General features: G+C 60.7%; 11 protein-coding genes and 1 CRISPR repeat array (1 of these 12 running past the window's edge). Of the genes, 7 read left to right on the forward strand and 4 right to left on the reverse strand.

Annotated elements, in window-relative coordinates; translation table 11 throughout:
• Positions 1-25: a CRISPR direct-repeat array (repeat unit 28 nt); it begins 964 nt to the left of the window's first position.
• A gap of 135 nt (positions 26-160) precedes the next feature.
• Positions 161-682, reverse strand: coding sequence for a superoxide dismutase [Cu-Zn] SodC (gene sodC / locus ACYAS9_RS20265; RefSeq protein WP_463570224.1), 522 nt, complete (start codon positions 680-682; stop codon positions 161-163).
• A 269-nt stretch (positions 683-951) separates the two neighbouring features.
• Here sodC and ACYAS9_RS20270 point away from each other — a divergent pair, with 269 nt between their 5' ends.
• From ACYAS9_RS20270 to ACYAS9_RS20295, 6 genes are all read left to right on the forward strand, one after another.
• Positions 952-1596 carry a hypothetical protein gene (locus tag ACYAS9_RS20270; protein WP_463570067.1) on the forward strand — a complete coding sequence of 215 codons (645 nt, stop codon included), beginning with the start codon at positions 952-954 and terminating at the stop codon, positions 1594-1596.
• A gap of 196 nt (positions 1597-1792) precedes the next feature.
• Positions 1793-3247, forward strand: a complete 1455-nt coding sequence (locus ACYAS9_RS20275; protein WP_463570068.1) for a hypothetical protein — start codon at positions 1793-1795, stop codon at positions 3245-3247.
• Positions 3235-4728 carry a hypothetical protein gene (locus ACYAS9_RS20280; RefSeq protein WP_463570070.1) on the forward strand — a complete coding sequence of 498 codons (1494 nt, stop codon included), beginning with the start codon at positions 3235-3237 and terminating at the stop codon, positions 4726-4728. The genes ACYAS9_RS20275 and ACYAS9_RS20280 overlap by 13 nt, the downstream gene beginning before the upstream one ends.
• Positions 4729-4761: 33 nt before the next feature.
• Positions 4762-5169, forward strand: coding sequence for a hypothetical protein (locus ACYAS9_RS20285; RefSeq protein ID WP_459741720.1), 408 nt, complete (start codon positions 4762-4764; stop codon positions 5167-5169).
• 97 nt (positions 5170-5266) lie between these two features.
• On the forward strand, positions 5267-8947 hold the full coding sequence (locus tag ACYAS9_RS20290) for a tubulin-like doman-containing protein (RefSeq protein ID WP_463570072.1): 3681 nt from the start codon (positions 5267-5269) through the stop codon (positions 8945-8947).
• Positions 8948-9278: 331 nt separating this feature from the next.
• Positions 9279-9977, forward strand: a complete 699-nt coding sequence (locus ACYAS9_RS20295) for a hypothetical protein (RefSeq protein WP_463570073.1) — start codon at positions 9279-9281, stop codon at positions 9975-9977.
• Positions 9978-10316: 339 nt separating this feature from the next.
• On the opposite strand, the gene mntP is transcribed toward ACYAS9_RS20295, so the two are convergent.
• The gene (gene mntP / locus ACYAS9_RS20300; RefSeq protein WP_463570074.1) at positions 10317-10880 is read right to left on the reverse strand and encodes a manganese efflux pump MntP; all 564 of its coding nucleotides are present in this window, start codon (positions 10878-10880) and stop codon (positions 10317-10319) included.
• Between the two features lie 358 nt (positions 10881-11238).
• Between mntP and ACYAS9_RS20305 the strand changes: the two genes are divergently transcribed.
• Positions 11239-13002, forward strand: a complete 1764-nt coding sequence (locus ACYAS9_RS20305; protein ID WP_463570075.1) for a sensor domain-containing phosphodiesterase — start codon at positions 11239-11241, stop codon at positions 13000-13002.
• 44 nt (positions 13003-13046) lie between these two features.
• Here ACYAS9_RS20305 and ACYAS9_RS20310 read toward each other — a convergent pair whose 3' ends face one another.
• Positions 13047-14363 carry a c-type cytochrome gene (locus ACYAS9_RS20310; protein ID WP_463570225.1) on the reverse strand — a complete coding sequence of 439 codons (1317 nt, stop codon included), beginning with the start codon at positions 14361-14363 and terminating at the stop codon, positions 13047-13049.
• Between the two features lie 71 nt (positions 14364-14434).
• Positions 14435-16204 carry a GMC family oxidoreductase gene (locus ACYAS9_RS20315; protein WP_463570077.1) on the reverse strand — a complete coding sequence of 590 codons (1770 nt, stop codon included), beginning with the start codon at positions 16202-16204 and terminating at the stop codon, positions 14435-14437.
• Positions 16205-16215 lie beyond the last annotated feature (11 nt).

The raw sequence follows: 16215 nt of genomic DNA on the forward strand, positions 1-16215 counted from the left end.
CACTGCCGTAAAGGCAGCTCAGAAACCGACGACCGGAGCTTGGGGCACGATCCGCTTCTTCACTGCCGCATAGGCAGCATCAAATCAACCAACATACAAATAAGCCAAGGTCACATACACAAGGGCAGCGTATGCCAAACATACGCCACCCCATCGGCTATCAGATCACGCCACACGCAGCCCGATCACCGCCACCGCCCAATGGTTTCGGGTGGTCGGAATGGTTATCGCCGCCCGCATGCACCATCAGTGCATGGCCTTTGACTTCAGACAGTTTTTTCAGGCGCGGTGCCAGTACCGGGTAATCGGCCTTGCCGTCGGCGGTCACGTAGATTGCAGGCAAGTCGCCCAGGTGGCCGTTCTTGTCATAAGGCCCCAGATGCTTGCCGGTCTTGTCCGGGTCAAAGTGGCCGCCAGCGGCCAGGGCCGCGACTTTTACGCCGTCCTTTTCGCCTGCGTCGCAGCTGCCTTTTTCATGCACGTGAAAGCCATGCACGCCGGCCGGCAGGTCGGTCAGTTTCGGTGTGAACAGCAGGCCGTAATCGGTTTCTTCGATATGCACGCTGCCAATCGGCTTGGGTGCGCCGTCGGCGCTGACCAGATTGACCGGCACGTCCAGCGATGCTGCTTGAACACTGATAGAAAGCGCGCCGAGCAGGCCGAGCCAGAGGGTCTTTTTGATAGGCATTCAACACATCCTGTTGTTTATGAATAGAAATGAGATGCAGTCCAGAGTAGAGACCTGCAGTGTTGTCGTCCATCCGCAGGTCATTTCCCGATACTGCAGCCTTGATGAATTTGGCAATTGTTCTGGCGCGTTGGTTCAACCTGTCCTGTGGTCGTATGGCCGGTGTCACAAGGAGCAAAGGTGCCGGGCCTTGGCTATTCTCATTTCAATCATCTGCGCTGTTGATTATCCAATTCCCCTTTGGCTGAGGCAGCAGGCGTCCCATGAAAGACCCTTACGCCTACGGTTTCTACAGCGCCTGCCTGGCCTTGGTGGTGCTGGTGGTTGCCGCTTTTTTCAGTGTCAGAGTGGGTTCGGCACAGGCCTGGCAAATCATTCATTCGGCATCCGCAATGATCGAGGCGCTGGCCGCCATCGGCATTGCCGGGGTGAGCTTTGCCGCTTATGGCACCTGGAAGCACGACGTGCGCCACAACAAGACCTTGAGCATCCTCTGGGATACGAGCGTGGCCTTTCGCGAGGTCGAAATGGGCTTCAACGAATGGTTCTTCGGCCCGGGTGCCGAACAGAAGGCCGGTAGCGACAGTGATCGGCTCAATGCCTTGCTCAGTATCAGCACCCTTGGCCTGGCCCTTCGGGCGTTCAAGAAGCAGTGCGTCCTGCTCGACAAGGTTGTGCTCAAGCGCGACTGGCGCTGGATCAATCATGCCGCCGAACTGGACATGTTGGCCCGTGCCCTGACCAGTGAAATCTTCGGAGTGGTCAGCAAGGGCAAGGTCCGGCCGGGCATCGTCGACTTTCTTTATCCCGTGCATAGCCCGTCACGCCTGCGCACCCAGGCGCAATGGGAGGCGTTGCTGGACGGCATCGAGCAGGAACTGGCGGTATTGGAAGAGCGCTATGGGTGATGCGGCAGGCAATTAAGCGACCTTGCAATCTTCTGAGATGAGCCTAAGGAGGATGTCAAATTGTATCTCCTTGTGCCATTATTCCCGCGCCAAAATTAGATGGCCAAATGCATTCATTCAGCAAGTCGACCCGACGCATCAGGCTTTGTGCCGGCGCTCGCGGCCCCGGCTTGCAGCAAGTAATCAGTAGGAAGGTATGGAGATAGCCGCAAAGGATGGTGTGCACACCTGGCAGTTGGGTGACCAACTCTGGCATCAGGGCCCTGATGGCCATTTCTCCCTTCACAGTGTAGCGGGCGTCAAACCTGCAAGCGATCTGGTCGACCTCGACTATCTGGTCGGTGCCCGGCAAAAGCCGGGTGCGCACTATCTGCCGTCAACCTTCAAGCATTGTCCGGACAACGGCGCAGCCTTGCCCGTAACGGCCTGGCAGGCGAACAAGCGCTGGTTGCCGCCGTATGGTGACGGCAGCGGTTCGCGGGTGATTGCCAATGGGCAGCTCGGCGCCGCGCAGCACACCGTTTCGGCCTTGTTCCAGCGCCTGCAAGCGGCTGGCGCGCGTGACTTGAACGACAGCAAGCAAATCATCGAACTGCCACGCAAGAACGGCCTGAACTTCTTCGTCGCCGACCTGGGGGGTTATCGCGATGCGCTGTTCGCCCTGGGCCGCGAAGGCAGTCTGTTCCTCTGGCAGCGCGGTTCCGGCAAATGGCTGGAGCTGCAACCGGAAGGCACGCCGATTGGCCGCACGCGCCTGGAAAACTGGGCCTGGTCGGTCAGCCTGGGCGACGCCGAGCGCGGCCATACGTTGCTGGTCGGAGGCGAGGAGGGCGCGGTATTGGTCAAGGTCGATCCGCTGACCCTCAAATACCGCACCCAGCGCAAGGAAGGCCGCGCATTGGCCGGCCCTGGCGATCTCGAAGAACGCGCCTGGCTGCCGTTGCACATGAGCGACGGCAGCGTGCGTCTGGTCAGCCCGACCGCCGCCGGCTGGGAGCATTACCCGGTCACCGGTGCTGATCCGCAACGCATGACCCGCCTGTCGGCCCCCGTGCGCGATCCGTCTTCGCGGCGCTTGCTGTGGATCGGCGAACACGGCTACCTGAGCCTGCGCCAGGGCACCGCCGTGCAGGCCGAATGGCAGCCCTGGCCCGATGGCGCCACAGCCCACCCGGAACAGGGGCCGCCGTTTCGCGATGGCAGCGGCCTGTGGCAACTGGTTGCCACCGACGACAGCCTCAGCTATCTGCAACTGGACGACGGCGCCACCGACCCGTCCAAGCCGATCAAGGGCTATCGCCTGAGCACCGGGCACTTGAGCTTCAAGTACAACATCCGCCTGGAGCGGCCGTGGGACACCCACGACGAAAACCTGGAGCCGACCACCCGCGAAGTGGTGTACCCGTTCATCGAGTTCAGCAGCGAGCGCTTGCTGTTGTCGATGCGCGCCAACCAGACCCGCACCCTGGATGACTTCTTCCAGAGCGACCAGAAAGCCGACGTCCAGTACCGTCTGGACCAGGTCGGCGGCATTGGCTTTGGCCTTAATGCGCTGGTCAGCCAGCCATGGAATGCCCAGTGGTTTTTCTTCGATAACGCGATGTGGCTGTATATCGACTCTTGCGGAGCGCTGTATCGATGGAACGCTTGAACCGGCCGATGATGCGTGCCGCCTTGCTGATGCTTGCCCTGCTGGGTGTCACCACAAACGCTCATGCCAACGCTTCGGCGCAACCGCTGCGCCAGGTGTTTCTGGTGCAGAACTCCGGCTGGATGGAACCGTTCTATCTTGACCCGGCCTCGCCGTTCAAACCGCTGGTCATCAAGCTGGCCGCCACCGCGGCGGGCGACAGCGAAGTGGTGATCGGCGGCTTCAACCAGGCCGACAACGTGCACCCTTCGCCGCAGTGGACCTATCGCGGTCCCGGCACCCATGCAGGTGTCGCCGACAGCGTCAATCAACTGAACCTGGCGCGCAAAGCCGGTGGCGCCTACGCCGACACCGATTTCAAGCAAGCCTTGCTGGCCGCGATCACCACCGGCCTTGAAGGCCGCGAGGGGATTGTCTGGATCATCACCAACAACAAGAACAGCCCCAACAACAGCAGCGAAACCCAGCTCAAGAACCGTGAGTTCTATGACCTGCTGCACAACGAAGCGTCGATTTCGCGCATCGCCGCCTTCCCACAGAAAATGCCGGTCAAGGGCCCCAACTATCAGGCCAACGGGCTGATGATTTATGCGCTGGCCTACGGCAACAACGCCAATGCCGCGCTGGAACAAGTGCTGGCCCAGCCGGCGCTGGCCAGCTTGCTCAACGATAACCATGTACGCCTCAAGCCATTGACCCGCTCGGCGGTGCGCTTCATTCCGACCGGCGTGCAGGACACCGACGATGTCAGCGCCGAGCTGGCGCCAGACCAGCAGACCGTGGTGCTCAACATCAAGGTCGACAGCTCGCCGAAGACGGCGGTGCTGCTGGGGCAGTTCGAAAACCAGTTCAACCCTTATCAGATTCATGACGCCAAGATCGACATGAGCCTGGACATGCCCGGCGAAGCCCTGCAATCGAGCATCTCGGTCGACCGCATCAAGGACCTGGAACCGGGCGCACGCTCGGCGCCGCTGGCGATCAGCCTGCAACTGCCGCCGCTACCGTCGCAATGGTCCAGCGAGGTGATCTTCTCCAGCGGCTACCAGCGCGCCGGCGCCATTGAGGTGCGCCTCAGCGAGCAGCAACTGCGCATTTCCCAGGCCTTTATCGAACGCATGAACGAACTGTTCCCCGGCGACGCCTTGCCGGATGTGTTCGTGCCGTCCAGCGAAGCCAGCAGCTCGGCCACCCGTTTGCCGATCGTGCTGCAGGTCAGCTACCCGCTGATGCCCGTGCTGTTGCTGCTCGGCCTGTTCGTGTTGCTGTTGATCGGCCTGTTGGTGTTGTTCGCCATGCTCGGCGGCAAGAAGAGCTTCACCGTCGCGGTTGAAGGTCTCACCCAGCAGTACCCGCTCAAGCCGTTCAGCAGCGTCGGCGTTTATGACGCCCGGCAGAACAAGGTCGCGACCCTCAAGCGTGGCCTGTTCGGCGCGCAATTGATCGACCGGGCGCCCGACATCGCCGTCCGTCTCAAGTAACCCTCTTTCACGTATCCCAAGGAAGTTCTTCACATGGCCCAGACCAGCGCATTGCCAGCCCCGATTGAAAGCACCACGGCGGCGGCTCCGGCAACCACCACCAGCACGCTGGGCGTGCCGACGCCGCTGGACCTGGGGCCGAAAAAGGTCGACAGCCGCGACGCCCTGGTCGGCATCGCCGTGCTGGTGGTGCTGGCGATCATCTTCTTCGTGATCAAGAACGCCTACGCCAACTGGCGCGTGCGTGAGCGCGTCGCGCCTAGCCGCGCCAACGCCTCGGGCTGGTTCCTGTTCCTGGGCCTGCTGATGATTGCGGCCATGGCCGTGCTGGCGGTGATCAACTCCGGCCAGTTCTTGGCGCCGCTGTACTTCGCGCCATTGGGCGGCGTGGCCGCGATTTCGCTGGTCGCCTGGCTGATGACCTTCTCGGCCAAACGCTAAGCCCTACCGCTTTCAGGGTCGCGGCCCAGCCGCCGCGACCGCACCAGGATCAATGCCGAGCTTTCGGCCAGCCCGCCCAGGGCTCACGGAGTTTTCAATGAGCGACACTGCACAACCCACCGGCGCGCCAGCCACCCCGATTCTCGAAAAGATTCACCCGACGCTGTTCATCGCCTTGGGCGGGACCGGCATGAAGGTCAATATTCGTGTGCGTCGGCGCATCCTCAATGCCATCTGGGGCGGCAACAGCCAGGTGCAGCAGGTCGCCGACTTTCCGGTGGTGCAGTTCATCAACTTCGACCTCGACTCCGGCGAAGTGACCCAGGACGGCAAGTCGGTAAAGACCGATGTGCTGGCCGAACAGGTGAGTTTCACCTCTGAAGAAAAGATCATCGAGCAGCTCAACCTGAGCAAGTACACGCACTCCATCGATGAGCTCAACCGCCACCGCGAAGTGGCCGAGTGGTTCCCGCTGACCCCGGAAAAGATCAAGCACTTAGGGATCGATCCGTCCAAAGGCGCCGGGCAGATTCGTGCCCTGTCGCGCCTGTACTTCTACGACAAGTACCCGACCATTCGCGACAAGCTGCGCGACAAGATCGGCCGCTTGCTGAGCAACATCGGCGCGCAGGCCGACAAGCTGAAAAAGCTCGGCCTGGAAATCGAACCGGGCAAGATCCGCATCGTGATCACCGGCTCTGCGGCCGGCGGCACCGGCTCCGGCTCGTTTCTGGACATGGGCTATCTGGCCAAGGCGATCCTCAAAGAGAGCAACATCGCTGGCAAGGTCGACCTGTTCTTTGTGCTGCCGGGCGGCTTTCATGCCTACAACACCGAGCGTGTACAGGCCAACGGCTACGCCGCGCTGATGGAGCTGGAAACCTGCATGCGCGGCAACCCGCTGCTCAAGCACTGGGACGCCAGCGACAACCTGTTCATCGACAGCCGTCCGTACGATGACGTCTACATCATCGACAACAGCAACATCGCCCAGGCCAAGACGTCCGATCAGGAAGACATCTACGAGATGCTGTCGGACGTGCTGTTCACCGACTTCACCTCTCAGGATTTCGCCAACAAGAAGCGCTCGATTGCGGTCAACCAGAATCAGCACAAGATCCGCTCCTACACGGTGAACCTGCCGCAGGATTACGGCGACAACACCGAGCTGCGTTTCCCGTGTGCCTATTCGTCGATCGGTCAGGCGGTGCTCGACACCCAGATCGATGCGCGTCAGAACGTGCGCCTGAGCCGTCAGGTGCAGCAGATGCTCAAGGCCTTCTTCGGTATTGCCAACGCCGCCGTGGGTGGCAATCGTCCTACCGACAAAGAACGCGACGAGTTCCTCAAGGAACAGCTCAACGTCACCCCGCGCACGTTCACCGAACTGCCGGAGTTTCTGTCGCGGGTCGAACTGACCGTGGCCACCGGCGAATTCACTCACTACCAGATCGCTGACGACCTGTTGCAGGTCGAGGGTGATATCAGCGTCACCGGGCAGATCGAGCAGAAGACCGAAGCCTTGTTCGAGCGCCTGCAAAGCGGCGGCGCGGACAAAGAGCAGTGGCTGACCCTGGTGCGCGAAATCCAGCAGCAACTGGAGCGCGACACCAAGGGCAGTTCGGTCGACAGCGCCGAGCGCAACCATGAAGTGCGCATTCGCGAGAACCGCCACAAGCGCCTGGCCGAATTGACCCGCGAAGACGCCTTGCCGGAAAAACTGTTCCGCCGTCTGGACGACGACGAGCGCGGCGGCCTGGACTACACGCTGGCGCTGGTCGAGATGCTCAAGGACCGCCTCGAAAACGAAGGCAGCGGCATCATCCCGGCGCTGGAAAAGAACGCTGCGCGCTTCCGCGAGCTGTCCGAGAAGCTGGAGTCGGCCGAGCTGGCGCGTGAGTTCGAACGCCTCAAGGAAACCACCGACAAAGGCCTGTTCGCCCGCCTGAGCGGCAAGGACAAACAGGCCGACACGGTGCTCGGCCAGATCAAGGACACCCTACGCGAAAGCCTGTTGTTCTACGTGCGCTACATCGCCGCCCGCGAAGCCGCGCTGCTGTTGCGCGAAGTGTCCGAGTGGCTGGGCCGCAAGGAATCGGTCGACCACAGCGGCCAGCCGGTGTGGAACGGTTTCGTCGGTCGCCTGCAGGATGGCCGCAATGCGGTTAACCAGTTGCTCAAGCGCATCGACACCGACATCGCCAAGATCGACGCCAGCATCAAGGAAAAACACGCGACCCTGATTCCGCTCAAGCTGGTGCAGACCGGCGAAGAGCCAAGCGCTGAGACGCCCGATGTCCGCGCCTGGGCCAAAGATGCCTTCAAGGATTTCGGCGGCTCGAAAGTGCTGTTCGGCAAGCTACAGACCGAAGAGGGCCAGGAAGAGCTGCTGTCGAAACTGCGCAACAAGTCCGTGCAGCAATTGCCCAAACAGGCACCCGGCGCCGACCCGCTGTTGATCGCCCTGGCGGCGCTGACGCCGGATGAGCAGCGCGAGAAATTCCGCCAACTGTTGCAGCGCGCCATGCCGTGGACGCCGCTCAACCTGACCGGCGGCTTCAATATCAACAAGGACCGCTATACCTGCCTGATCGGTGTGCAGGACGCCAGCGAGTTCAAGCGCGTGTACGGCGCGATGCTCGGCCAGTGCCTTCCGCAAGGCACCGGCATGAACGCCGGGCAGATCCAGTTCGTCGAATCGGGCATGCCCGGCAAGCTGATCTGCTTCACCGAGTTGTCCGGTTTCCCGATGCCGGCACTGACGCCGTTGCCGACGTACCTGGCCAGCTACACCAAAGAAAGCGCTGCGATTCCGCTGCATTGCCACAAGCGCACCAGCCAGTTCGTGCAGCCGATCCAGTTCACCCAAGAGCAATACCGGCAGTTCGCTGAAGACTTCAAGCTGTACCTGCACGCGATTGCCCTGGGCGTGCTCAAGCGCTTGGACAACAACCTGTACGAGTTCTTCATCAATAAAGAAGACTTCACCATCGGTGATGAATTCTCGATTCGCCAAAGCGGCTTCAAGCCGGTGCAGCGCAGCGATATCGAAAACCAGGTGCGCGCCAAGACCTTGCGTCTGGGTGATGCGCAGGTGGCCGGGCTTGCAGCCTTGTTTGAAGAAATGAGCCGCACGGCGTATCGCGCGCAAAAGCGTGTGGACGAGAAGGGCGTGTCCGAGCTGTATCAGTCGTTCCCGTACAAGATTGCCGAGCTGCTCAAGAAAGAATACCTGGCACGCCTGAAGCGCCAGGCGTTGGGGCGCGAGGACAGTTTGCTGGCCAGCGCCGAAGCGTCGCTGGGGCAGTACATCCAGTTTGTGGCCGGGTCGCGTGCCGACGTCTATCAAGACGAAGTGCATCCCGATCACGGCGAGAAGCTGACGGTACGGCCTGAGTTCTTTACCGAGGGCTGGCTTGAAAATCTGCTGCAACCGGCTGCACCGGTTGTTGCCCCTGTTGCAGCGCCCGCGGCTGGCATGCCACCACCGCCGCCGCCCGCGGCCGGAGGTTTCGCGCCGCCTCCACCGGTGGCTGCGCCGCAGTACAGCTATCACTTGAGCGTGGCGGGTACGACTTATGGGCCGTACACCACCGCTCAGTTGCAGCAGTATGTGCAGAGCGGGCAAGTGACGCGGGACAGTCTGCTGTGGCGTGAAGGCATGGCGGGTTGGCAAGGTGCCGGGCAGATTGTCGAGCTTGCGCATCTGTTCCAGCCGCCAGTGGGTGGACCTCCGGCGTCTGCTGCTGTGCCGCCACCACCGCCGCCAGTGAACTGATCGAGGACGAGAAGCTATGTCGCAGCCTGCAAAAGCCGCCAAATTCCCCATCGCCTGCGTCAACAGCAACTGTGCGCAACCGCTGTGCGGGCCGGTTAACCACTGTCCGTTCTGCGGCGTGGCTGTGCAGCGGGCAGCGCCAACGCTTCGGGTCGTACCGGCGGCGCCTGCAGCTGAGCCGGTTGTCGTTGCAGCCGCTACACCCAGTGCTGCGCCTGCGACAGTGCAGCCAGCGCCTGTAGTGGTACCGGCTGCGGCACCTGCTCCTGTGCCGCCCACTCCAGCGCCTGTCCCAGTGCCTGCAAAACCCAAAGGGCGCTGGAAAAAGATAGTGCTGGGATTAGTGGCTTTGCTGGTCGTTGCGTTCTATGGCCTTGTTCAACTTGGCAACAAACATAATCAGCAAGTGATCGATCAAGCCGTTGCGACCGGCAAGACTTGCTTGAGCAAAAAGGACTATCGCTGCGCTATCGACAATGCTGATCTGGCTTTGCAGAAAGACCGCAACGAACCGCGAGCGTTGACTCTGAAGCAACAAGCGCAAGGTGAGCTGGCTCGCTTGCAAAAAGCTGAAGACGACAAGCAAGCGCGTTTGCAAGCCGAAGCTCAGCGTAAGGCCGCCGCCGATCAGGCTCGTCAGGAACAGGCCCGTGCGCGTGCCGAACAGCAGGAACTTGAAGCACGACGCAGAAGTGAAGAACAGGATCTGCGCGCTCAGCAATTACGTGAGCAACGCGCTGAAGAGCAACGTCAGCAAGAGCTGCGAGCGCAGTTGCAGCAACAGCAACAACAGCGCGCTCGTGAGCAACGCGCTCAAGAGCGTACTGCGCAGCAGCGTCAGCCGCGTAACTCCGGCAACTATGTTGCGCCGCCCAACGCCTTCAATCAGGGCAATTCGGGCAGCAGCACTGACGACATCATTCGGCAGGGACAACAGATGCAGCAGTTCCAGCGCCAGCAACAACAGCAGCGGCCGCAGCAGGGGCAGCAGCAACAGAATAAGGATGTGATCAGATCGATCATTCAGTAGAAATAAAAAGGCCAGCTTGGACTACCAAACTGGCCTTTTCTCTATGTTACAGAAATTTCAGAGCTGCCTATGCGGCAGTGAAGCAGGCGCGCCACACCCAGCAGGTGTTCGTCCATTTCTGAGCTGCCTATGCGGCAGTGAAGTAGACACTTTGCTCGATAAGGTCCCGCTTTCAAAGAGAAATCTTGGGCAAATGGGCTTTTAACCCTTTTTTGCAGGCAGTGCGTAACTGATTGATTTCTTTGGCCCGGTATTTTTGAATTGAAAAAAGGTCAGGCTGCCTGGCGTATAGGCCTGTGCGAGAGCCGCTAAGCTCGGTTAGCCGGCTCTCGGCAACTGTTACGCCGTCAAATGCTCAAACAGAATCGTCCCACCCACAATCATCAGTACGACCCCGCCAATAATCTCCGCTCGCTTGCCGACAATAGTCCCCAGCACTCGCCCCAGCATCACACCAATGGTCACCATAATCATCGTGGCCAGGCCAATCGCCGCTGCCGCTACAAGAATATTGACGTCGACAAACGCCAAGCCAACGCCAACAGCCAACGCATCGATGCTCGTCGCGAAAGCTGTGACGGCAAGAACAAAAAACGAATGCTGGCCGGTTTTCTCCTCTTCCTCGTCGTCTTCCTTCACGCCGTTGTAGATCATGTGCAGACCCAGAACGACCAGCAGCGTAAAGGCGATCCAGTGATCCCAGTCTTCTACCCAGGCGGTTGCCGCCTGGCCGATAGCCCAGCCAATAAGTGGGGTAATGCCTTCGATCACACCGAAGATCAAGCCAGTGCGTAACGCTTCAGAAAGACGGGGTTTATGCAGTGCGGAGCCTTTGCCGATGGCGGCTGCGAAGGCGTCCGTAGACATCGCGAGGGCGAGAAATATGAGGGAAATCGGGTTCACGGATTACGTCCAGCCGGGCTATGAGTCAACGACAAAGACACGCGCCCGGCTTTAGGCATGTGCAATGTCGTTGGTCTCACCAACCTAAAAAGGTGTTCGTACCACGGCTGACTAGGGCCGAGAATGTTGATACGAACGCTCGCGATTGCTCGCCAGCAGGTTACTCCCCAACGGAAGCGGCGATTATATACAGGTGATTGTAAAAGTGAAGTTAACTGTTTGTTGCGTTTGAAAAAGGCATTTGCAATGGCAAGGTCAATCGCATCGAAGGTGCATTGCGTCTGGAAGGGTTTTCTAAAGCCTTGCGCAATCCTTTAGAGTAGAAGCTTGATAGCAACAGGCCACGAGGTATCTGTACGTGCAGGACGAAACACATCCGCTGTCGAACACACCTTTGCGCCAGGAAACCTTGAGCGCACTGGCCTGTTTCGAGGGCATCAAGGACGAAGTATTCAGCGAATTGATCGGTATGGCCACTGCGCATTTCTCCGTGCCGATCGCGTTGATTTCGATTCTGGAAAACAGCCGGCAGTGGTTCTGGGCGCACGCGGGGATGGATTGCACTCAGACCCCGCTGATCGACTCGTTCTGCGCCACCGCCGTAATCGCAGATGATTTCTTCGAAGTCACCGACGCCACCAGCGACACCCGTTTTCGCAACAACCCGCTGGTACTGGGTAACCCAGGCATCCGCTTTTACGCAGGCTACCCGCTCGTTACCACCGAAGGCCTGACATTGGGCATGTTCTGCATCATCGACACCAAACCTCGCCCCAGCCTGACCCCCGAACAACAAGACACACTCAAACAACTCGCTCGCATCGTCATGCTGCGCATCCGCGACCTGCGCGAGAGCAGCTATGTCGACGGCAGCATCGGCCTGTTCAACCGTATCAAGTTCGAAAAGGACGTCGAGGCCTTCAAGCATCGCGACGAGCCGGTCACGGTGATTGCCGCCGACATGATCTCGCCGGCGTTTCTCAACGAGATCGTCAAATCGCTGGGCTACCCGTTTTCAGCCCAGGTGATGCTGCTGCTCAAGGACAAGCTCAAGCGCATCATCGGCGAGCGTGATTTGTACAAGATCAGCCCGACCCGTTTCGGTTTCATGATTCCCGGCGTGGGCGATATCAACGAGTTGATCGAGCAGTTGTCGCGTGAAATCGAGCAGCCCATCGAGTGCTCTGGCATTCCCTTGCAACCGCGTGCGGGCCTGGGGATGCTGCGGCTCACGCGCAATGACTGGCACGAGGACTGGCTGCGCTGCCTGGTCAGCTCGGCGGATCATGCGCGGCTTACAGGCAAGGGCTGGGTGTATTTCGAGCCGGAGCTGGACCGCGCTCAGGTGCGCGCCTTTACCTTACTGACATCGCTGTCGAAAGCGGTGGAGCGCGAGGACCAGTTTTATCTGGAGTATCAGCCCAAGGTCGCGGCACTCACTGGCAAGCTGTGCGGCGTCGAAGCCTTGTTGCGTTGGCGGCATCCGGAACTGGGGCTGATCAGCCCGGCAGAGTTTATTCCGCTGGCAGAAAAGACCGCGCTGATCCGCAAGATCAGCGCGTGGGTGGCACGGCATGCGCTGGAGCAACTCGCCGAATGGAAGGTGCAGGGCTATGAGTGGCAGGTGTCGATCAATGTGTCGGCAGCGGACATGGCCGACTCGACGTTTGTCGAGCTGTTGATCGGCCTGCTGCGCGAGAAGACCATCGAGCCGCACCTGCTTGAGCTGGAGTTCACTGAAAGCGCGTTGATCACCAACCCTGAGCTGACCCGGGCAAATCTTGAGCGGACCCGCGACTGTGGTATTCGCCTGGCCATCGACGATTTCGGCACCGGCTACAGCAACTGGACGTACTTGCGCATGTTGCCGGCGACAACGGTCAAGCTCGATCAGTCGTTCATGCGCGATGCCTGCCGCAATGACAAGGACCGTGCGGTAGTGACCTCGATCATTCAGCTGGCGCAAACCATCGGTTATCAAGTCGTGGCGGAAGGGGTGGAAACGGCCGAGCTGTATGACCGGCTCAAGGAATGGGGCTGCGACCAGATACAAGGCTATTACGTGGCAAGACCCATGACGGCAGATCGACTGGTGGCGTGGGCGCGGGAAAGGGTGTTGTAACGGTGCAAGATCTGGCCACAGGCGTGGCCAGATCCATTCAGCGTTTACTGCTGGGCTTTGGACGGCTCAAGCGTGGTCTTGGCCGTGTCGTGACCGGCATTCAGGCTGGCACGAATGGCTTTGACCTGATCGGCAGACACCTTGCTGGCGCTGTTCGACCAGCCCTGGCGCAGGAAGGTCGCCAAAGCGGCGGTCTCGCTGTCGTCCAGGCGCCAGGCGAAGCCCGGCATTGGCAGCACCGATGGGGCGCGTTCTGTCGACGGCGTCTGAGTACCGGCGAGGATCACGTGGATCAGTGCGGTCGGGTTGTCGGCGTTGATGATCGACGCGCCGTCCAGCGGCGGGAAGATCCGCGAGGCACCGTTACCGGCAACAAAGTGGCAGGCACCACAGTTGTCCAGGTACAGACGCTCACCCAGATTCAGGTCCTTGGCAGCGGTCAGCTTGGCGGTGGTGGCTTCGCTGTTTTGCGGTGTGTGCGTGTACAGCGCTTTGTGGCCGTCGAGCGACTTGAGATACAGCGCAATGGCGCTCAGGTCTTCGTCGGTCATGTGCGAGGTGCTGTTGGCAACGACGTCGGTCATTTCGCCGCCGACCGAAGCCTTGGCGTTACGGCCGGTGCCCAGGTAGTCGACGATCTCTTCCTTGGACCAATGCTGCATGCCGCGCAGGGCAGGAACAGTCCAGCCGTTGAGTTCGCTACCGGTCAGGTAGTCGCGGTCTTTTTCATCCAGACCCTTTTCCTGCATGGTCAATGCGCGTGGTGTATGGCACGAACCGCAGTGGCCCAGGCCCTGCACCAGATACGCGCCGCGAGCGACCTGTGCTTCAGAACCCTCGGTCGAGGCCTTGAGCGACACAGCAGCTTTTTCCGGCGTTGGCGCAAACAGCGTGCGCCAGTAGGCCAGCGGCCAGCGGATCGACAGCGGCCACGGAATATCGTGAGCCTTGTTGGCCTGCTTGACCGGCGCCACGCCGTTCATGAAGTAGGCGTACAGCGCCTGAGTGTCTTCGTCGCTGGTGCGCGCATAGGACGGGAAGGGCATCGCCGGGTACAGCGCGCTACCGTCATGACCGATGCCGCGACGTACGGCGCGTTCGAACTCGCCGTAGCTCCAGCCGCCAATACCGGTCTCTTTATCAGAAGAGATATTGGTGGCGTAGATGGTGCCGATCGGCGACTCGATACCACGGCCGCCGGCAAACGGCTGGCCGTTGTGCGCGGTATGGCAGGCCACGCAGTCACCGGCGCGGGCCAGGTATTCACCCTTGGCGATCAGCTCGGGCGTGACCGGTTGCGACAGTTTCGCGCTGGCATCGCCCGAGCGGTTGAGCAGGCCTGCAACCAGCCAGCCCAGCAGCGCCAGCACGACGCCGATCACGATCAACGTGATCAGCAGGGAACGGGATTTGGACTTCACTTTCTCGCTCCTCATGCCTGCACCAGCGGGCCAGGGTTTTTCAGGTACTGATCCTTGATGGCCTGCGCCGCGAACAGCGTCAGCGCGCCGATCAGTGCGGTCGGGTTGGCCTGGAAGTTCTGCGGGAAGGCGTTACCGCCCGGCACGAACACGTTGTGCACGTCCCAGCTTTGCAGGTAGCGGTTCAGGGCGCTGGTTTTTGGCGACTCGCCCATCACCGCGCCACCGACGTTGTGGGTCGACACGTACTTGGTGATGTCCCAGTGCGAATCTAGCCCCAGGAAGCTTTCCGAGACGCTGTCCGGGCCCAGTTCCTTGGTGATGTTCTGCACGATGCCACGCAGGTGCTGCTGCAGTTTCAGCTCGTTCTGTTTCCAGTCGAAGGTGATGCGCAGCAGCGGCTGGCCCCATGGATCCTTGTAGGTCGGGTCCAGGTCCAGATAGTGGTCGCGATAGGACATGCAGCCGGTCGAGATGCTGACCTTCATCGAATGGCCGTACCAGTCGGCCATGCCGTCTTTCCAGCCCTGGCCCCACTCTGGCGTGCCGGCGGGCAGCGAGGTGCCGATCGGGGTGCCGGTGGCTTGCGAGCTGTGAATCTTGGCGCCGCCAATGAAGCCCAGCGCTGCGCCGTCGTAGTTGCCCGGCGAGACATCGTTGAACATCTGCCCGGTGGCGCCGGCGGTGGCGAACGGGTTGAAGTTCTTGTCTTTGAAGAACAGCGTGCTGGCGCCCACGCTCAGGTACGCATAGTTACGGCCGATGGTGCCGGTCTCGGTGATCGGGTCGTACGGCTTGCCGATGCCGGACAGCAGCATCAGGCGCACATTGACGAACTGGAAGCCCGCCAGCACGACGATCTTGGCCGGTTGAAACACCAGATTGCCGTCGCCGTCAGCGTAGGTCACGCCGCGCGCAGTCTTGCCGTCCGGGTGCAGTTCTACTTTCAGGACGTTGGCGTTGACCTTGTAGTCGAAGTTGTCCATGCGCTTGAGCGCGTCCATCACCGCGGTTTGCGGCGAGGCCTTGGAGTAGTTCAGGCACGGGTACTTGCTGCAATAGCCGCAGTAGTTGCACGGCGCGATCTGGTTGCCGTACGGGTTGGTCCAGGCGCGCGAAACGTTGGCCGACGGGTTGGGGAACGGGTGATAGCCCAGCTTGCGTGCAGCCTCGGCAAACATCGAGCAGTTCAGCGTGTCTTCCAGTGCCGGCAGCGGGAACGGGCTGGAGCGCGGGCCCTCGAACGGGTCGCCGCCTTCGATGATCTTGCCGTTGAGGTTGCCGGTGTTGCCCGACAGGCCGCAGATCTTGTCGAAGCGGTCGAGGTACGGCTCGATCTCGTCCCAGGTGAACGGGTAGTCACCGATGCGCATGTCTTCTTGCAGGATGCCTTTGGTGTAGGCCTGGTCTGCGTAAGTCTTGAGCTTGATGTCGATGGGCGTCGGACGAATCAGTACGCCGGTCCAGTGCAGGCCCGAGCCGCCAACGCCGGTGCCAGGCACGAACGCGCCCCACTTGCGGGTCGGCAGCGCGGTGCTGCTCATGTTGTGGCGCACGGTCAGCGCGCCATCCTTCGGGGTGACCATGATCTTGTTGCGCACGCCGTAGGCGTACTGATCAGCCGGTTTTGGGTACATGAAGTCGGCGTTGTTGCGGTCTTCGCCGCGCTCCAGGGCGCGGACTTTCAAACCGGCCTGGGCCAGTTCGATGCTCATCAACGAGCCTGCCCAGCCGAGGCCGACGACGACAACGTCGACTTCGTCATTGGTAATAGTTGCCATAAAAATCTTGC

Source organism: Pseudomonas sp. HP_08 (assembly GCF_055284095.1).